18 protein-coding genes are annotated in these 18,773 nt (G+C 64.5%); 10 read left to right on the top strand and 8 right to left on the bottom strand.

Features of this window, described 5'->3' with window-relative positions; genetic code table 11:
- Positions 1-120: 120 nt before the first annotated feature.
- Complete coding sequence (locus tag VFZ66_27015) at positions 121-2,262, bottom strand: hypothetical protein (protein ID HEX6292866.1); 2,142 nt, start codon at positions 2,260-2,262, stop codon at positions 121-123.
- 171 nt (positions 2,263-2,433) lie between these two features.
- Here VFZ66_27015 and VFZ66_27010 point away from each other — a divergent pair, with 171 nt between their 5' ends.
- Positions 2,434-2,964, top strand: a complete 531-nt coding sequence (locus VFZ66_27010) for a hypothetical protein (GenBank protein ID HEX6292865.1) — start codon at positions 2,434-2,436, stop codon at positions 2,962-2,964.
- 132 nt (positions 2,965-3,096) lie between these two features.
- Here the strand turns inward: VFZ66_27010 and VFZ66_27005 are convergent, their stop codons facing one another.
- From VFZ66_27005 to VFZ66_26995, 3 genes are all read right to left on the bottom strand, one after another.
- A complete protein-coding gene (locus VFZ66_27005) occupies positions 3,097-3,513 on the bottom strand; it encodes an OsmC family protein (protein HEX6292864.1) in 417 nt (138 codons plus the stop codon).
- A 13-nt stretch (positions 3,514-3,526) separates the two neighbouring features.
- Entirely contained in the window at positions 3,527-4,063 is a 537-nt protein-coding gene (sixA, locus tag VFZ66_27000; protein ID HEX6292863.1) for a phosphohistidine phosphatase SixA, read from the bottom strand.
- Between the two features lie 248 nt (positions 4,064-4,311).
- Positions 4,312-5,307, bottom strand: a complete 996-nt coding sequence (locus VFZ66_26995; GenBank protein ID HEX6292862.1) for a stage II sporulation protein M — start codon at positions 5,305-5,307, stop codon at positions 4,312-4,314.
- A gap of 119 nt (positions 5,308-5,426) precedes the next feature.
- Here VFZ66_26995 and VFZ66_26990 point away from each other — a divergent pair, with 119 nt between their 5' ends.
- Positions 5,427-6,239 (top strand): RDD family protein, encoded by an 813-nt coding sequence (locus tag VFZ66_26990; protein ID HEX6292861.1) that lies wholly within the window; start codon positions 5,427-5,429, stop codon positions 6,237-6,239.
- A gap of 78 nt (positions 6,240-6,317) precedes the next feature.
- On the opposite strand, the gene miaA is transcribed toward VFZ66_26990, so the two are convergent.
- Positions 6,318-7,253, bottom strand: a complete 936-nt coding sequence (gene miaA, locus VFZ66_26985) for a tRNA (adenosine(37)-N6)-dimethylallyltransferase MiaA (GenBank protein ID HEX6292860.1) — start codon at positions 7,251-7,253, stop codon at positions 6,318-6,320.
- Positions 7,254-7,334: 81 nt separating this feature from the next.
- Between miaA and VFZ66_26980 the strand changes: the two genes are divergently transcribed.
- A complete protein-coding gene (locus VFZ66_26980) occupies positions 7,335-7,598 on the top strand; it encodes a hypothetical protein (protein HEX6292859.1) in 264 nt (87 codons plus the stop codon).
- A 377-nt stretch (positions 7,599-7,975) separates the two neighbouring features.
- The gene (locus tag VFZ66_26975) at positions 7,976-8,257 is read left to right on the top strand and encodes a hypothetical protein (protein HEX6292858.1); all 282 of its coding nucleotides are present in this window, start codon (positions 7,976-7,978) and stop codon (positions 8,255-8,257) included.
- Between the two features lie 75 nt (positions 8,258-8,332).
- Here VFZ66_26975 and VFZ66_26970 read toward each other — a convergent pair whose 3' ends face one another.
- On the bottom strand, positions 8,333-8,803 hold the full coding sequence (locus VFZ66_26970) for a phosphoribosyltransferase family protein (GenBank protein HEX6292857.1): 471 nt from the start codon (positions 8,801-8,803) through the stop codon (positions 8,333-8,335).
- A 90-nt stretch (positions 8,804-8,893) separates the two neighbouring features.
- Between VFZ66_26970 and VFZ66_26965 the strand changes: the two genes are divergently transcribed.
- The 6 genes from VFZ66_26965 (at position 8,894) to VFZ66_26940 (ending at position 14,367) form a co-directional block, all read left to right on the top strand.
- A complete protein-coding gene (locus tag VFZ66_26965) occupies positions 8,894-9,130 on the top strand; it encodes a hypothetical protein (protein ID HEX6292856.1) in 237 nt (78 codons plus the stop codon).
- Positions 9,131-9,223: 93 nt separating this feature from the next.
- The gene (locus VFZ66_26960) at positions 9,224-9,961 is read left to right on the top strand and encodes a methyltransferase domain-containing protein (GenBank protein HEX6292855.1); all 738 of its coding nucleotides are present in this window, start codon (positions 9,224-9,226) and stop codon (positions 9,959-9,961) included.
- 72 nt (positions 9,962-10,033) lie between these two features.
- Positions 10,034-11,047 (top strand): pyruvate dehydrogenase (acetyl-transferring) E1 component subunit alpha, encoded by a 1,014-nt coding sequence (gene pdhA / locus VFZ66_26955; protein HEX6292854.1) that lies wholly within the window; start codon positions 10,034-10,036, stop codon positions 11,045-11,047.
- Between the two features lie 84 nt (positions 11,048-11,131).
- On the top strand, positions 11,132-12,100 hold the full coding sequence (locus tag VFZ66_26950) for an alpha-ketoacid dehydrogenase subunit beta (GenBank protein HEX6292853.1): 969 nt from the start codon (positions 11,132-11,134) through the stop codon (positions 12,098-12,100).
- A gap of 76 nt (positions 12,101-12,176) precedes the next feature.
- Positions 12,177-13,604 (top strand): dihydrolipoamide acetyltransferase family protein, encoded by a 1,428-nt coding sequence (locus tag VFZ66_26945; protein HEX6292852.1) that lies wholly within the window; start codon positions 12,177-12,179, stop codon positions 13,602-13,604.
- 64 nt (positions 13,605-13,668) lie between these two features.
- Positions 13,669-14,367 (top strand): N-acetylmuramoyl-L-alanine amidase, encoded by a 699-nt coding sequence (locus VFZ66_26940; GenBank protein HEX6292851.1) that lies wholly within the window; start codon positions 13,669-13,671, stop codon positions 14,365-14,367.
- A gap of 12 nt (positions 14,368-14,379) precedes the next feature.
- On the opposite strand, the gene VFZ66_26935 is transcribed toward VFZ66_26940, so the two are convergent.
- Together VFZ66_26935 and VFZ66_26930 are read right to left on the bottom strand one after the other, a co-directional pair.
- Positions 14,380-15,384: an MraY family glycosyltransferase gene (locus VFZ66_26935; GenBank protein HEX6292850.1), complete on the bottom strand. Its 1,005-nt coding sequence runs from the start codon at positions 15,382-15,384 to the stop codon at positions 14,380-14,382.
- A 111-nt stretch (positions 15,385-15,495) separates the two neighbouring features.
- Positions 15,496-18,735, bottom strand: coding sequence for a tetratricopeptide repeat protein (locus VFZ66_26930; protein ID HEX6292849.1), 3,240 nt, complete (start codon positions 18,733-18,735; stop codon positions 15,496-15,498).
- Positions 18,736-18,773: the final 38 nt, after the last annotated feature.

The following is an 18,773-nucleotide window of genomic DNA, read 5'->3' as shown; positions in this document are numbered from 1 at the left end:
TGCTCAGGTGTTGTATCTATTAAACCGCGTTTGTCGGGCGATGTCAACCAGGGGATGTTCCTCACGCAGAGGCCGATCAGGTGAGGGTAACGCAGAAGATGCGGCGCGGGACGTGCCAGCCTACCGCACCAGCAAGCCCAGGCTTTGGGGGCGGGGATCAGGCTCGTAGGCTTGCTCAAGCTTGGAGCGGTAGTAGCGCCGCTGCGCCGCCTGTCCGGGCGGCACCGGCACCGCGCGCAGACGCGCCTGCGGCAGGCTCAACGTCCCGGCCTTGCCAACGGGCGACTCGACGGGGAAGCGCTGGCGGTACATGCCGACATTGTGCTCATCGACCAGCACCAGCGAGTCGAGGATCTGCTGAACCATCTGCTCGCGCTCGGTATCATCGGCCAGAGCATGCCAGAAGTAGAGCTGCATCACCTGATAGGGCGCGTCGTCCATCACAAACCAGGCCATCGTCGCCTGGGGCAGCTCAAACGGGCGGATCGTATAGCGACCGTCCGTAAATTCGTGGTCGAGCCGATCCCAGGGCACGGGCCGCAGCGCAGTGCGCGGCGTGACGATTGCCAGCGTGCTCCACTCGCCCTCGTACACCTGCAAGATCGCGGCGTTGATGCCGTTCAATCCGCGCAGATGGGCGATGAGCGTCGGATCGGGAAGATACTCTGGAACCGGCAGCGAGCTGTAGCGCACCGCGACGCTCGGATCGAGGTTGGTGACGGGGTAGATCACGAACTGACGCGGATCGATCTGCGAAACCACGGTGGTGCGCGTGCCCAGCTCGAAGGTATAGGGCGGAAGCTCCTCGCGCGTCAGGACCTCGACTGTCTCGGCCTCCCACACGCGCCGGATGCTGGCCGCGCCATCCACATCGGGCGCGACGCGGGCCTCAAGCACGCTCAGCGTTTCGCGATCGATCGTCAGAATCACCCGTCCAACGCCCTCGGCGACGCTGGAGAGCATATACGCCGACCGCCCGCGCCACTGAGTCGTGCCCAGCAGCGTGGGCTTGCCGCGCTGCGCCTGGGCCAGCAGCGCCAGATCCATCGACTCCTGCTCGATCGGCGTTTCGCTGAAGGTGCCGACGAACGGAAGCTGGCGGAGCAGCGGCATCAGCGTGGCGATCTCAGGATTGCGGACGAGCGTGCTGATCGGGCGGCTAAAGCCGTTATCGACCTCGTAGGCGATCCACGAGCTGCCGTCGGTGGCGAGATCGAAGACGGGCTTGGCCTGGTTGGGCTTCCGAACAGTGACACGTAGCCGCTGGGGCGAGCGATAGTCGTACCAGCGCTCCAGGAGCATCGTCGTATCGCCGCTGCCGACGCGGACTCGCTCGTGAAGCACGCCGGTCTGCGCTGGCTGCCGCGCGAACCTGTTCAGGGCACGATCCAGCAGCTCGGCGGCGCGCGGTGGCGGCTGTATCAGGGCAGCCGCTTGCGGCTCCGCCCGCTGCCACCAGCCGAGCGCTACCAGCAGCAGTGTCGCGGCCAGGGCTGGCTTCCAGTAGGCCAGCGCGAGCGGCTGTCGCTGGTGGCGGTGCTGTTGCACGATCTGATCGAAGTTGGCGGGCAGCGGCGCGCGAAAGAAGATATGCAGGGCTTTGCGCAGAAGCTCTGCCGTGCGGCGCAATCCACCGATCCGGCGGCGACATGCATCACAGCCGATCAGGTGCAGGCGGATCGCTCGTCCGATCTGCGGATCGTGCGCTTCCAGCAGATCGGGGGCGATCTCAGCGCACTCCTCGGATCTGCCGCCGGGCACAACGATGTTGAGGCCCTCGCCGACATAGCCGATCAGCTCGCCGACGCACTCGGCCATACCGCTGGTGCCCAGCCAGCTATCGAGGTCGTCGCGGCGCACATCCCACAGCAGATAGAGCGCCAGCGCGATGCGCTCCTGCGCGTCCCACTCGCCCAGCACCGAGAGCAGCCGGTCGGCCTGTTCGCGCCGTATGCCGAGCGACAGCCACTCGCTTGGACCGGCAGCGCCGGGCCAGCTCAGCCAGCCCTGGGGCACGCGCTCGACCAGCATCCGCAGGGCGGTGCCTTCGTTGGCCGGTGCCTGCGCCAGCACATCAGCGGCCAGCAGCGCGGCGCTATCGGCATCGCCGACCGCAATATGCGCGAGTTTGAAGAGCTGAGGAGCATTGGCAAGCAGTGCTGGCGCGATTTCGGGCGGCTGCTCCGCGAGGAGCGAGAGCTGTCGAAGCGCACCAAGGAGTTGAACGGCTCGTTGTCGCAGCGTCACGATCCGTGTGCTCATGACATAAAGTATAGCAAAAGTCCAGCCTGCTGTCCTGCGTATGTCATGCTGAATCTGCGCCGGGTTCATCCGCATAAACCCGGCGCGGGCAGCGAGCGTGATCGACATGAAGCGCCGTTGTGGAATACTCTCTGCTACACTATGGAGCATCAGTGATCAAGGAGGCTTACGATGATCACGAGCCACACGAATCTCCTGAGGCAGCTCCACGAGTACGTCGATGAGTACGTCGATTACCTGGCGACGTGCGCCAACACACCCGCGTCATGCGCCGAGGTGCGGGACGACATTCGGAAGATTATTCAGGAGCTTGAAGCGTTACAGGCGCATCCCGATCAACGGTCGGAGGCCGAGCGCTTATCGCAGCGTGTCGGCGATCAGATCGCGCATCTCCGAATGCTGCACGCGCAGATGCCCGCGCGCCCGGTGCGGCCCTCGCAGCCCAGGCGCACGCTCACACAGGCTTTTCAGGATTACATCAACACCGAGGTCGAGTATCTGGCACGGGCTGGCGGCGGCGCGCAGCGAACGCAGATCAATGCGCTGCTGTCCGATGTTATCGCCGATCTAAAGGCGCTGACGCTCAACCCAACCGACGAGCAAGCGCTGGTGCTGGCTCACGATCTGGAGATCAAGCGCGAGCAGTTGAAGAGGCTTCAGCGTCCGTGGCAGCAGTTGCTCAGCCGCGAAGCAGGTAGATAGGGACGAGAACAAAGAACAGCGGAACAAAGAACCAAGAACAACCTGCTCCCCTCTCCTACGCCGAAGGGGGCGCCCTGTGGGCCTGGAGAGGGGCTGGGGGTGAGGGCCTGCAACGCGAATCAATGCATCGATCTAGGCGTCGGTGATGTCGATCCGGCTGGTTAGCGTCTGGTGAACGGGACAGCGACCGGCGATCTCTTTCAGCCGCTGGCGCTGCGCATCGTCCAGGCTGCCCTTGAACGAAAGCCTGACGCTGATTCGGTCGAGCTTCACATCTTTCTCGACGCACGCCTCACAGTCGGCGGCATAATCTTTGGTATGCGTCAGCTCCACCTCGACGCCTTGCAGATCCCAGCCTTTGCGCTGCGCATACATCGTCACGGTGATCGCCTTGCACGATCCCAGCGCGCCGAGCAGCAGCTCATACGGATTCGGCCCGGTATCGTCGCCGCCAATATCCGTCGGCTCGTCGGCAAAGATGATATGATCGCCTGCGATGATCTCCTGCTGGTAGCGGTTAATGCTGCGGACGGTGACGGTGGTAGCCATACCGGACTCCTTGCTAGGCTGGTGGTGCTTCGGCTTCGGGCGGCGTGTCCTGGTCGGGCTGTGCGGTATCGGCCAGCAGCACCAGCGTCTTGGGCGTCAGCAGCGTCACCATGCGCCCGCGCCCGGCCTGGGGCCTGCCGTCAACGTCGATGCGGATCACGCCGCCTTTTTTGAGCAGAATGCCGCGCTCGTCGGCGTTGATCAGGCGGGCGGCCAGCGCTGAAAAATCAGGCTCGTGACCAACCAGCATGATCGTCTCGTGGGCGTAGCGCCGCAGCAACCGCTGGAGGTCGTCGAGGATACAGCCAGGCTGGAGCTCATTGGCCGTTTCGAGCGGCGCTTCAAGCACCGGCGCGACGATCTCGGCGGTCTGTGCCGCGCGCGCCAGCGGGCTGGTCAGCACAACATCGGGCCTGATGTTCAGCCGCCGCAGCGCCTGGGCGATGTGCTGGGCTTGAGAGCGGCCCTCCTCCGTCAGCGCGCGCTCACGATCGCCAATGGCTCCGTGAGCAGGCTCGGCAATGCCATGCCGCAGAAAAAACAGTTTCATAAACCTATTCCTTAATGCAGAATCAAGGCGCCTTTTTGGAAAACAGCGTATGCGGCTTTGCATCAGCAAGGGAATGTTTGGGGGACTCGCGCGCCTCGTCCCTGACCCCAATCCCTGATGCCTTTGTTCCCTTGTTCCTTTGTTCTGCGGCCAAAGGACACCCGCCCCGGCCTGTCGGCGCATGAGCCAGGACAAAGCTTCGGCAGGCGACTACATGCCGTCAGTATAGATGTGGTGCCGTGGCTCCGTCAACCGCTGGCAACGGGCCTCACTGCCGACTCGACGGCGCGCGGCTGCCGTCCGACGCCGATCAGGTAGCTGTACAGCGACAGGCCCGTGCCGAAGGAAACCGCAAGCTTGGTCCAGACCGGCAGGCTCGACGGCGAGATAAATGCCTCGATCGTTCCTGCGATCATCAGGAGCGGGACGCAGCCAATCATGATCACGATCGCGCGCTGAGCCGCCTCGCGCAGCGCAGCGCTGCGCGACAGCAGCCCCGGATGCAGGATCGCCCATGCGAGTTGCAGGCCAGCGCCGCCCGCAAAAAAGATCACGCTCAGCTCGATCGCCGCGTGGGCCGCGATGAAGCCCCACAGCCGCGCGCTAAAGCCGTAGAAGGCGCTCAGCCCGGCGATCACGCCGAGCATCAGGCCGTTGAAGATCATCGCGTAGATCGTCAGCAGGCCGAGCAGCATCCCGCCCGCGAACGCCTGGATCGTCACCAGGATGTTGTTGCTGGCGATCAGCGCCGCGTTGCCGCTGCGCGAGTTGTTGATGTCCAGCCACCACTCTTCCTGGTTCTGGATCTGCTCGGCGAGATATTCCGCGCCCGGAAAAAGCAGCCCGGCCTGGCTCGGCTCCTGGTAGGCGACGAAAAACGCGATCAGCGCGGGCAGCGCGAAGAACAGAAAGGCTACCAGCGTAAACGGAAAGGTCTGTCTCCAGGTCTGCGGAAAGGTCAGCACCACAAAATCACGCAGCCGACCCCAGGTGGTCGCCTCGCTCTGATAGACCGCCCCATGTGCCCGCCCGACCAGGCCGTTCAAGAACTCGGTGACGCGATGCTGCGGAAAATCGCGGCGCGCGACGGCGAGATCGGAGGTTGCCTGACGGTACAGTCGGCCTAGCTCGTACAGCTCATCGGCGGAGAGCGCCGCCAGCCGTGCCGACTGGGCCTTGCCCAGCAGTTGCTCCAGCCGCTCCCACGACGAACGCTTGGCATTGATAAAATCTTCTGCTACCATACACTATCCTCAAGACGTGCTCGCAACCGCGCGACACGTAGCATACTATAGCTGCCGCCGCGCTTCAAGGGTACTATCGGCATGGAGCGGATACCACCGCCCGCCAACACTGGACGCCTATGTTTGACGATCGCCTGTATACCGTAGAAACGCCCGAACAGATTGAGCTTGCCTACGACGTGGCCGGCATCGGGTCGCGCTTTCTCGCCGCGCTGATCGACCATATCATTATCGCGATTATTCTGTCGCTGTCGTGTACCGGGCTGGCGCTGGCCGCCGATCAGATCGACCTGGGCCTCGACGACTCGCTGGTGCTGGGGCTGTTCGGTCTGGGCGTGTATCTGTCGCTCTGCGCCTACTTCATCTTTTTCGAGACTGTGTGGAACGGCCAGACGCCGGGCAAGCGCCTGATCGGCCTGCGGATGGTCCGCACCGGCGGTCGTCCGATTGGCTTTCTCGGCAGCACCGTGCGAAATTTTATCCGGCTGGCCGATTTCCTGCCTGTGCTCTACGGCCTGGGCGTGATCGTCATGTTCATCGACAAGCGCTCGCGGCGGCTGGGCGACCTCGCGGCTGGCTGCATCGCGGTGCGCGAGCGCAAGGCGATCACGCTAGCTAGCCTATCCGCCCCCACCGTCGCCGAGCCATCGGTCGTCGCGGCGGCGCAGCAGGTGACGATCCCCAACCTGGGCGTGCTCCAGCGCGAGGACTATGACATCGTGCAGGAGTACCTGCGGCGAAGTGCAAGCCTGAGCATCGACGCGCGGCAACGCCTGGCGCTGCAACTGGTCGACGGCTTGCAGCGACGGCTGGGCTATCCGATCCGCAGCCAGGGCGGCGCGGCGCTTGGCCTCTACGATGCCGAGAACTTCCTGCGGCTGGTCGCGTCGGAGTACCAGGCGCTCGATCGGATCGGACGCGGGTCGACTTAGGGAACGAGGGAACAAGGGATCAGGCGGTTTAAGCCGTTGTTCTGTTGTTCTGTTGTTCTGTTGTTCTGTTCTTGGTTCTTAGCTCTTGGTTCTTGGTTCGCGAATCTCCTCCATCGCCCGATCAAGCAGCGCGGGATCGTCGGCTGGCACGTGCACACAGTGCGGCAGGCGCTTGAACCACATATCCTGCTTGCGGACAAAGGCGTGCGTATTGAACTTTAGCCGCTGGATACACTCCTCAAGCGGCGCGCTGCCCTCGAACCAGGGCCGAAGCTCTTTGTAGCCCAGGCTCGACAGCGCCGGAAGCGACCAGTCGTAGCCGCGATCGAGCAGCGCGCGTACTTCGTCGACCAGCCCCGCCGCGATCATGGCGTCGACGCGCTGGTCGATGCGGCGGTAGAGCGTGGCGCGATCGAGGGTTAGCCAGAGCGTCGTGATGCGATACGGCGGCGGCTGCCTGGTCTGCTGCGTCGAGATCGGAATGCCGGTGATCTCATACACCTCCAGCGCGCGAATAATCCGCCGCCGGTTGTTCGGCTCGATCCTGGCTGCGGCGGCAGGATCGAGCGTCTGGAGCCGCGCGTAGAGCGCCGCCGTGCCCTGCTGCGCGGCCTCCGCTTCGAGCCGCGCGCGCACGTCGGGCTGCGGCGGCACTCGTGGGATATTCCAGCCCTCAAGGACCGCCGCCACGTACTGGCCGGTCCCGCCGACCAGCAGCGGAACGTGCCGCCGCCCGACGATCTGCTCGACGGCGTGGAGCGCCTGCTGTTGATAGACCGCCAGCGAGTACGGCTCGTCCGGCGCGACGATGTCGATCAGGTGATGGGGCGCGGCGGCTTGCTCGGCAATCGACGGCTTGGCGGTGCCGATGTCCATGCAGCGATAGATCTGGCGCGAGTCGGCGTTGACGATCTCGCCGTCAAGGCGACGGGCCAGCGCGATCGACAGCGCCGTCTTGCCCACGGCGGTCGGCCCGACGATGGCGACAAGTGGCGGGAGAGCGTGTCCATTCATGCCCGCATTATACGGGGTTGGCTGCTGCTTGCGGTTGCCGAGCGCGTAGCGTATGATCGATCGAGATACAAGGAGTGGATCATGCTGCTGGATGCACACATCGAAGAAGCGCTGGCGCAGGTCGCGTGGCGCTACGGCGCGGATCTGGATGCGCTGCGCGCGGCGCTGATCCACGAGTCGGCGGATGAGCTGGCGCGGGCGCTGGGGCTGGATCGGGCGGCGGCGGATGAGCGCATGGCCCGCGTGCGGCGGGTGCTGACGGTCCAGACCGACTGGGGCGCTGGCTGCAAGCTGCTGACGGAGGACGTGCAGCACGATCTGCTGGCGGCCATCGCGGCCTGGTGAGCGCGATCCGACCTTGAGCGCCGCACAATAATGAAAAACGACCAGCGGCCAGCTCATGGGCTGTGTCAGACGGCACGTTTGCCAGCGGTCAGCATCAAGCGAAAACTACGCCAGTTATACCTCTTGACATTGATTCATCGGGCTCTATACTCATTGACATTGATTCATCGGGCTCTATACTCAAGGTACCAACTGCGACGATCTACCTCCCATCCTCACCAGCGATCCACAAACCAACCTCGCGACATCCATTGTGGCCCCGTCACCTTCCTGTCCAGGCTCGGCAGCAGGAGTTGAGCTAACGTTACCTCTGGCCTGTCTAACCTGGCGTAGCGCTCGTTGTACCGCTCGTTAGTGCCCGATGGTTCTGAGGTCGTATGAGACACACGCAGCGCAACGTGTTGATCGCGGTGCTCGTCATGGTGTCCCTCAGTCTGATGTTCACGCTCAACCCCAGCGCGTGGGCAACTCATGTGCCACCTGAGCTGATTGTCGGCGCGGGCAATCAGCCCTGCGCCGGTTTTGCCCCGCTGGGCGAGAGCTGGATCGAGCTAAAGGTCGATCTCCCACAGAACGGCGTATTTACTGATGGTGTGCTCACCGTAACGATCACCAAAACCTTGGCTGCACCCTCGATTAGCAGCCTCAGGATCGCATGATAGGCCGCGCTCGGTCGTAGGAAAGAGCCTCCACGCAAGCAACGTGGAGGCTCCTTGAATAGGCTTCTGCCTGGACTACCGCTCGTCCTCCGGCTCCCAGGGATAGACGATCCAGGCTTCCGTCGCCTCGACATAATACTCAGGCTGCTGATCGGGGAAGAGCGACGCCCTGGGCTTGTAGTGCAGCACCGCCGTGAAGGGCGTACCACCCGCCGCGACGATCCGGCTTTTGACGGCGGCGATCGTCTTGCCGCTGTCCCAAATATCGTCCACGATCAGCACGTTTTGACCGTTGATGAACGGATCGGCGGGGAACTGCAAGAACGAAGGCGTGTCGGCGCGCTGTCCCACGCCGGTGTAGAACTGCACGGCGGCGACCAAAATGTTGCGCATGCCGAGATGGTAGGCCATCATCCCGGCGGGAACCAGGCCGCCGCGCGTCACCGCCAGCAGCGCGTCGAACGAGCGCTCCCGCGCCGCGCGGGCCAGCCGCTCGACCATCGTCTCGATCTGCTGCCACGAGACATATTCTTTGGTGATCGACATGATTACTATTTCTGCTCCTCTGACAACCAACGTCTGCAATTCTAGCATAGCTCTTGCTAAACCGGTGAGGTATTAGGAAGGAGGCACAGCATGTCGTGGCGAACACCATTGATCCAGATGATCGCGCTGCTCGGCGCGCTGATCGTCGGCTCATTCTTTCCGATCCCATACCTGGGCGTTATTCTGGCTACGGTACGCCTATTGCTGGTAATGGAGCTTGGCGTAGCGCTGATCTACCTGGGCATCTTGATACGCCGACAGCAAACCCAGCCCGTGCTCGTCCGCTCCACCGACGATGTGCTGTATGAGATGGAGCGCGGCGGCTAAGCAGAGCGCCGCATCGATTGGCCTGGCGGCATTGGCGTATTCGGGCGTTTTGTTGCATAATAGTCGGTTGGAACGGGTAGAGCTTGTGGTGGAATGCGAAGTTTCGTCCCAAGACAATCGAGCGAGTCCGAGCGATTGGACGGCACGATCGACGATCTGCGATTGCTGCGAGCTAACCTGCGCGATATGGCGCGGGCCAATCGCTGGCTTGGAACACACCGCGCTGTCACGGGGCGAGTAAGCGAGTGGCTCCAGAGCGTACCGCCGGGCTACACCCTGCGCGTGCTCGACGTTGCCACCGGTGGCGCGGATCTGCCGCAGGCGTTGCAGCGCTGGAGCGAGCGTGAGGGCCGCGCGCTGACGCTGCTAGCAAGCGATATTCGCCGCGATGTGCTGAGGATTGCTCAGCACACGACGCGCCATACGTCGATTCAACTGTTCCAAAGCGATGCGCTGGCGCTGCCCTTTGCCGATGGCGGTGTGGACATCGTCACGTGTACGCAGGCACTTCACCATTTTAGCCGCGATGCTGCGGTACGGCTCTTGCGCGAGCTGGCGCGAGTAGCCCGCATTGGCGTGATCGTCAACGACCTGCGGCGAAGCTACATCGCCTACTGGGGCGCGCGGCTCCTCGCGTATGGTCCAGTCTCTCCTCTTTCGCGCCACGACGGGCCGCTCTCGGTACTGCGCGCGTACACTCCATCCGAACTCAACGCGCTGGTACACCAGGCGCACCTGCCCGCTCGCGTTCGCCGCGCATCGGGGTTTCGGCTGGAGGTGGACATACAGCAGACCATGCCGGGCTATGAGGCGACAGAGCGCTGCGTGTAGATACGATAGGATGAATCGCTAAGGTTTGAACGAATGGCAACAAAGCGAAAACAAGTAACGAAGGATGAGGCGATGGCAACCACGCCCGAAACGACTGAACAGTATGCCGGATTAAGTCCTGAGCAGCTCATCGAGATGTACCGGCAGATGGTGCTGATCCGTATTTTCGAGGAGAAGTGCCAGGAGATGTACACCCGCGCCAAGATCGGCGGCTTCTTGCACCTCTACGTCGGCCAGGAGTCGGTCGCGGTCGGTACGGTCGGCGCGCTGAGGCCGGAAGACCACATCATCACCCACTACCGCGACCACGGCCACGCTATCGCGCGCGGGCTGGATGTCAACCCGCTGATGGCCGAGCTGTTCGGCAAGGCCACGGGCTGCGCGCAGGGCCTCGGCGGCTCGATGCATCTGGTCGATGTCAGCAAAAACTTCTGGGGCGGCTACGCGATCGTCGGCAGCCATCTGCTGATGGCCTGCGGCATGGCGACCGCCGTCAAGCTCCAGAAGAAGCAGGAAGTGGTGATGGTCTTCTTTGGTGACGGCGCGACCAACGGCGGCGAGTTCTACGAGGCGCTCAACTTTGCCCAGCTTAGCAAATTGCCGGTCGTCTTTGTCTGCGAAAATAACTTGTTTGCGATGGGCACGCCGATCGCGGTACATACCTCCGTGCAGGAGATTTACCGCAAAGCCTGCGCCTTCGACATGACCTCCGAGCGCGTCGACGGCAACGATCCGGTCGCGACCTACGAGGCTGCCAGGCGGGCGGTCGAGCACGCGCGCACGGGCAAAGGCCCGGTGCTGCTGGAGGCCGTCACCTATCGCTTCCGAGGCCACTCCGCGCAGGATACGCAAAAGTACCGCACCAAGGAAGATGTCGAAAAGTACCGCGCGAAAGATCCCAATCTGGTCTTCCGCAAGCGGCTGATCGACGATGGCATCATGACCGAGGAGCAGGCGCAGCAGATCGATCAGCAGGCCGAGGAAGAGGCGCAGGCGTCGGTGGAGTTTGCCGATCAGAGCCCGCCCGCCGACGAGAAATGGCTGACGACCGGCGTGTACGCCAATCCGATCTCCGACACGTATTAGCGCGGGAGCGGGGCGCAGGGATCAGCCGCCAGCACGCTAGGTCGATGATCTCGCAGCCCGCACCCAGAAACCTACAGGAAACATATGGCTGTTATGACCGTCCGCGAGGCGCTGCGAGATGCGCTTCGTGAACAACTCAAAGACGATCGTGTCTTTATCATCGGCGAGGACATAGGCTACTACGGCAGCACCTACGGCGTGACGGCGGGCTTTTTGGAGGAGTACGGCCCCGACAAGATCCGCGACGCGCCGATCGCGGAGGCGGGAATCGTCGGCATTGGCGTCGGCGCGGCCATGCTGGGCATGCGTCCGATCTGCGAGATTATGTCGGTCAACTTCTCGCTGCTGGCCTTCGATCAGATCATCAATCATGCCGCCAAGCTGCACTATATGTTCGGCGGCCAGATCCAGTGCCCGATGGTCCTGCGTACCACCAACGGCTGGCGCAACCTCTCGGCGACGCACTCCCAGTCGTTCGATAGCATGTTTGCGTACGTGCCCGGCCTGAAGGTCGTCGCGCCCGCCACGCCCGCCGATATGAAGGCGCTCTTCACGGCGGCGATGGAAGATCCCGATCCGGTCATCTTTATCGAGCATACGTTGATGTACGGCGCGAAGGGCGAGGTTCCCGACGACTACGAGGCCAGGATCGGCGAGTCGCGGGTGCATCGTCCCGGCAAGGACGTGACGATCGTCACCTACTCGCGTCCGGTCCACCTCTGCACTGAGGTGGCCGAGAAGCTGGCGCAGGAAGAGGGCATCGAGTGCGAGATCATCGACCTGCGCACGATTCGTCCGATGGATATGAGCAAGGCGCTCGAAAGCTTCCGCAAGACCGGGCGGGCGGTCGTCGTCAGCGAGGAGTGGGAGTCGCACGGCGTGCAGGCGGAGATCGCCGCGCGGCTGTACGAGCACGGCTTCGACCACCTCGACGCCCCGATCGCGCGGGTTGGGTTCAAGGAGGTGCCGTTCCCGTACGCGACCAACCTGGAGAATCAGGTGGTGGTAACGCCCGAACGCATCACCGAAGCGATCCGCAGCGTGCTCATGTAGCGCCAGCGCCGCTGACCGCAGCGTCGGGCGGCAGGTCGGCGGCTCGTGTTTGTTGCTCAAGGAATTGGAGCAGAGGATGGCCGAAGTTACAATGCCCAAGATGGGCTTCGATATGACCGAGGGGACCATCGTCCGCTGGCTCAAGCAGGTAGGCGACGAGGTCAAAAAGGGCGAGCCGATCGCCGAGATCGAAACCGACAAGGTCACGATCGAGATCGAGTCGTTTAGCTCCGGCACGCTGACAAAGATCGTGGCGGAGGAGGGCGCGGTGGTGCCCGTGGGCCAGCCGATCGCAATCCTGGGCGAGGACGGCGAGGCGGCACAGCCAGCGGCCAGTGACGGCGGCGCTGCTGCCACAACGTCCGGCGATACGCGGCAGGCCGAGACGGCGGAGCGTGTCGAGCAGAAGGCGGGGACGCAGCCCGGCGCAGCGCCGGAGCAGTTTACCGGCGAGGGCGGCGAGGGCGCGACGGCAGCCGCGCAGCAGACCGAGGCGGCCAGCGGCACGGACACGTCCACGATCGACCAGCGCGCGGAGCCTGCGGGCGCGCGAGCGAACGGTGGTCACGTCCCGGCCTCGCCGGTGGCGAAGCGTCTGGCTCGCGAGAGCAACGTGGACATCGCGCAGATCGCGGGCTCCGGTCCCGGCGGGCGCATCGTGCGCCGCGATGTCGAAGACTTCGTACGTACCGGCGGTCGCAAGGCGGTGGCACAGCCAGCGGCGCAGCCGGAGCAGCCAGCGGCACCAGCGCAGCCCGCACAGCCACAGCCGCAGCCTACGGCAGCCGCGCAGCCAGCGCCACAGCCACAGGCCGAGCAGCGGCCCGGCACGCGCCGCGAGCCGCTATCGCGGCTGCGCCAGACGATCGCGCGACGCATGGTGCAGAGCAAGGCTCCGGTGCCGCACTTCTACGTGACCACCGAGATCGACATGGGCGCGGCGATGGCGCTGCGCAAGCAGCTCAACGAGAGCGGCGATGTCAAGATCACCGTCAACGACCTGATCGTCAAGGCTGCCGCGCTTGCGGTCCAGAAGTTCCCGGCGCTTAACGCCTCCTACGCCGAAGACTCGCTGGACTATCACGACTACGTCAACGTGTCGATCGCCGTCGCGACCGACAATGGCCTGCTGGCACCGGCAGTGACCGACGTGGATAAGAAGTCGTTGGGCACGATCAGCGCCGAGGCCAAGGAGTTGATCGAGCGGACGCGCAACGGCAAGGCCACGCCCGACGAGCTCCAGCGCGGCACGTTCTCGGTGTCGAACCTGGGCATGTATCCCGTGGAGAGCTTCACGGCGATCATCAACCCGCCCCAGGCGATGATCCTGGCGGTCGGATCAGTCAGCGAGCAGCCCGTAGTGCGCAACGGCCAGATCGTGATCGGCCAGATCATGAAGGTGACGATCTCGATCGACCACCGCGTCTCGGATGGCGCGGCTGGCGCGCAATATCTGGCGGAGCTGAAGCGCCTGCTCGAAGCGCCGATGCTGATTCTGCTGTAGCGCACAGATCAACAAACGTAGGGGCGTATTGCAGTACGCCCCTACAGATTCTCGTATCAACCTTGTGCTTAAACCAAACGTTATTCTTCGCGGCATCGTCGCGGCGGCGCTGATGCTGCTGCTTCCGGCTGGCGTCTTCACCAGCGCACAGGGGTTGCCGCTCTCAGGCGTGACGGTGGCGATCGATCCCGGCCACGGCGGCGATGACTGGGGCGTCGATCCGGCGGGCAGCGGGCTGCGCGAGAAAGACGTAGCCCTAGAGATCAGCCGCCGCCTGCGCAGGCTGCTCGAAGCCGACGGCGCGACGGTTGTCGTCACCCGCGACAGCGACCGCTTCGTCTCGCTGCCCGCGCGCGTCCGTTACGCCAACGCGCTGCTCTTCCGCCCCGACAACGGCGCGCAGCACGGACGCCTTCTATCGGTGCATATCAACAGCAACCGCAAGCAGCCCAACCTGCGCCGCGTTGAGGTGCTGGTCGATCCTGAGGCCGCGCCGCCCTACACCTTCGCCGAGAACATGGCGCAAAAGCTGCTGGCCGCGACCGGCGGCAGCGTCGGCTATCGCGACGCGGGCTATCCCGACGGCGTTCACCCTTCGGATGTCGCGCCCGTGCGCTGGACCTATCCGCGCGGCCTGAATCTGCTGACCGAATCGGCGTTTTTGTCGAACCCGACACAGGCCGCGCAGCTCAAAGATCCGGCGTTTCTGGATGCCATCGCGCGCGCCCACCGCGATACGCTGCGCGAGGAGCTGGGACGGTAGCGGGTGACGCGGCTACTTGCCGGTCGGGACGTGCCGCTCGAACCACCAGATGCCGTAGCAGAAGCCCGCGAGCAGCGCCAGGCCCACGGTGTACGCTTCGGCGAAGTGCGCCTGCGTCAGAAAGACGGAGAGCATGCCCACGCTGCTGGCGGCCAGCCAGCAGATCAGCACGGCCTCGCGGCGGGTAAAGCCCAGCGCGACCAGCCGGTGCGAGATGTGGTCTTTGCCCGGCGTGGTCAGCGGATTCTTGCCGCGCCGCAGCCGCGAGATAAAGACCAGCGAGGTGTCGAAGATCGGCAGCAGCAGCACTACAACCGGCACCATCCACGTGACGACGTAGGTGTTGCCCAGGAAGCGCAGCTTGATGCCGAGCGCCGCCAGGATAAAGCCGATGAACAGCGCGCCGGTGTCGCCCATGAAGATCGAGGCGGGGTTGAAGTTGTAGCGCAGAAAGCCGATGCACGCGCCGAGCAGCGCCGCGCCGAGCGCGCCCACGAGAAACTGACCGTTGATCGCCGCCAGCAGCACGAAATGCGCCGCGCCGATCGCCGCGATCCCGCCGGATAGCCCGTCCATGTTGTCGAGCAGATTAAGCGCGTTGGTCACGCCGACGGTCCAGAGCACCGTCAGCAGCACGTTAAGCACCTCGATCGGGAAGAGCTTGACGCTCAGCCCGCTCAGCGGCAGCACGCACGCGGCGGCGATCTGCGCCAGCAGCTTGAACGCGGGCCGCAGGCCGCGCACATCGTCTACCACTCCAACCACCGACACGAACGTCGCGCCGACCAGAATGCCGATAAGCTGGCGAATCTCCTGCCGTCCGCCCAGGATCAGCAGCGTCACCACAAACGCCAGATAGATCGCCGCGCCGCCCAGCAGCGGCACGGGCTCCTGGTGAACTTTGCGCGCATTCGGCGCGTCGACCACGCCGTTTGCCAGCGCCCAGCGCCGCGCCAGCGGCGTGCCGACGACCGAAAAGACCAGCGCGACGATGAAGATCAGGAGAAATTGCTGCACGGTGAAGTTCCTTAGAACAAAGAACAAAGAACAAAGCGAGAACCCAGGGCGTTGAACAACGGAACAAGCGATCAAAAGAACAAAGGCTTAAGCGGGTAGTTCCCTTGTTCCTTACCCTCCTGCTTTCGTCCGCATCATATCGAGCAGCCGTTGCAGATCTTCCGCCTCGCGGCTGAGCTGCTGCTGCTGCGCCAGCGCCAGCCCTTGCTCGGCCTGCTCCAGCGCCGCGTCGAACTGCTGCGTATCGCTGAGCGCGACCGTGTACTGCTGCCGGTAGGTCACGTTCTGCGGATCGCTCTGCACCATCTGGTCGAAGATCTCGCGCGTGCCCTCGGCATCGCCTGCGGCTGCGCGCACCCGCCCTAGCTGCGAGAGAAAGCGCGTGTCGGGCGCGATGGTGCGGCCCTCCGCCTGCGCCTGCTGGATCTGCTGATCGTAGCGCTGCTTCTGCTCCTCGAACGCCGCCCGCAGCGCCGCGATCGACTGGGGATCGCGCTCAAGCGTATCGAGGAGCGGGCCGAGCTGGCGGGTGTCGGTTTCAAGGATCGTGCGGTTGCGCTTGACGGCCTCGACGAACTGCTGTGTGGCCTCGGCGGTGCGTCCGTTGGCTCGGTACAGCTCGCCCAGGCGCGCGTACGTCTCGGCGTAGCGCGGATCGAGCGCGATCGACTCTTTGAAGCGCGACTCGGCCTGGTCGGTATCGCCCGCGAGCGCCAGGTTGGTCGCCAGCTCGTTGAGGATCACCGCGTCGTTGGGCGCGATGCGGTGGGCAACGGTGAACCACTCGATCGCCTGCTGGAAGTGCTCCTGCCCGCCGTTGACGCGCCGCGCCCAGAGCGAGTGCAGCCGCCCCAGGTTGGCCGGATGATCTTTGTTGCCGGGATTAATCTCAAAGGCGCGCTCCAGCACCAGCTCGGCGTAGCGCAGCAGTTGCTCGGTGCTGTTCTTCTGGAGCAGCTCGACCACGCGCTGGTTTTCGTCGGCGGAGGATGCGAAGAGATCTTGCATGCGCTGATTCGAGCGAGGCGCGGTGCTGCCGTCGAATGTCTGCTGCGCCGATAGCTTGTAGGGATAGGCCATCTTCAGCAGCGAGCTGCCCAGTTGCAGGTAGTAGTAGTCCTCGCCCGGATCGTTCTCGACGGCGCGCAGCAGCTTCAGGTAGCCGAACGCCTCGTCTTGCAGGCCGCGCGGCGTGAACGACTGGGCCTGATTCAAGAACATATCGGCGTAGTTGTTGCGCAGGTTCCAGAACCAGCCCAGCATCAGCGCGCCGATCAGCAGCAGCGGATAGGTCCAGCGGAAGCCCACGCCCCGCGCGGCGACGGTGGTCGTCACCGGACGACCGCTCGCTGCGGCGCGGCGGCCACGCGGCTGGCTGGCGGCACGCCCCCTGGCTTTCGCGCGCTCCGGCGCTTCGGGCGCGGCGGCTTCGCTCGGCTCGGCAGCGGCAGCCTCGGCGCTCACGGGCCGTCCGTCGATCGTGTACAGGCCCGCCAGCAGGCCGCCGACCACGAGCACGCCGAAGGTTGTCCAGAGCATCGTCAGCGTCGAAACGATCGGGATGCCGACGAGCACCTCGAAGAAGTGAGCGGCGATCGTCGCCAACGCCGCAATCGCCAGCACCTGAAAGCGCAGCTCGGTCGCGCTGCGCATCTGCTTCCAGGCCAGCCAGATCGCGCTGCCGAAGAGGAAGAAGTAGCTCAGCAGACCAAGCATGCCTTTGGTCGCCAGCTCGTCGAGCCACGCCTGATGCGAGCGGTCGGGCGACGCGCCGCGCGCCTCGTAGCGCGCCAGCTCCGGCGGATAGAACGGATTGAACGCGGTGAACATCGTCTCCGGGCCGTGGCCGAAGGTCAGCGTGCGCAGCCAGTTGGACTGAAGCAGGCCCACCGCGCCGCCGCCGCGCTCGTCGCCGAACCAGATCAGCGTGCGCACCCGCCCGGTGCCGTCGTCGGTTTCGAGCAGCCGCCCCAGCCGCCCGATGTACTGCACGTTGCGCAGCCGCTCGAAGATCGGCGCGTCCGACAGGTTGAAGGTGATCAGCAGGCCCGCCGCGAGCACGCCCAGCGCGATCGTCGCCCAGAGCGCCGCGCGCAGCCGCCCCAGCGACGACCAGCCCTCGCGCTGTCCGGTCCAGATCAGCCGCAGCAGCAGCAGCAGCACGAACAGCCCGATCCCGACCATCCCGCCGATCCACGGGCCGCGACTCTGCGAGAAGAAGATCGCCATGACGATCAGCAGCAGCGCCGCCCCGTTGCCGATGATCTGTCCGAGCACAAAGGTGCGCGTGTGCGGCTCGGTGCGACGCGGCAAGAAGAAGCTGGCGATCAGAAAGCCGATGATCGCGACCACGCCGAGCACGACCCACAGCCACCAGTCGCGCAGCAGCGGATTGTCCGTATCGACCGTCTGGCTGTTGGCCGAGGCGGTATACGTCAGCAGCAGCAGCAGCGTCCACAGCCCAAAGCCTGCCAGCAGCGTGCCCATCAGCTTTTTGCTGGGCTGGATCGTGTGCGCGGCGTTGACCAGCGCGAAGGTGCCGCCAACCAGCGCAATCGCGACGGGTGGCACCCACCAGTAGCGGAAATCGCCGTTGACCGGACGCACGCCGCTCATGAACTTGAGGATGCCGAGAAAGAGCGCCTGCTGGCCCAGGATCAGCAGGCTCATAAAGCCGAGCCAGGTCCAATCGGTCGCGCGCTCGCCCTGCGGCGCGCTGCGATAGCGCGCCATCGCCAGCGTCAGGCGGTACAGCACCCAGGGCACGACCATGATCAGATAGGCCGCGACGAAGATCGAGTTGCCCATCGTCGACGAGATGCGCGTGATCACGTTGCCCTTCCACGGCAGCGGATCGAGGCCATAGTGCTGCACGATGCCGTACGCCGAAACCGAGACGCCCGTCAGGATCACGGTGGTCAGCACGCGCTGAAGCTGCTCGCGGCTGCGCAGGTTGCCGACGATCAGCGCGAAGAGCGCCATGTACGATAGGTTGGTGTAGGTGCCCTGGCCGCGCTGGTACGAGCCCCACCACGAGATGCCCGGCTGGACCGAGGCCAGCGTCGCCAGCACGAAGACGCCGCCGAAGAGCAGCGCCGGAATCGCCAGCGGCGCACGCCACCAGGCCCGCCAGGTGGGCCGCTCGTTGACCATCGAGATCTGCTCGATGGTTTTGACGCCCCAGGCCGCCAGCATCACCAGCACGATCGCCCGTAAGACCATCGCTTTATCGGGCTCGAAGTGGCGCGCGGTCAGGAGATTAAAGAAATAGGGTGTAAAGACCAGCGCCAGGAGCCAGCCCGCCTCGATGATGCGGTCTGCCCAGCGCGTTAGAAACGTTTGGCGTTGCAAACTGTCCTCCAAATACGGGGGAGCCTAGGCCAGCCCAG

This window comes from Herpetosiphonaceae bacterium, assembly GCA_036374795.1.
Lineage (GTDB): Bacteria > Chloroflexota > Chloroflexia > Chloroflexales > Kallotenuaceae > LB3-1.
The sequence above is the reverse complement of the archived record's forward strand: the minus strand, read 5'-3'. Positions and strand labels throughout refer to the sequence as shown.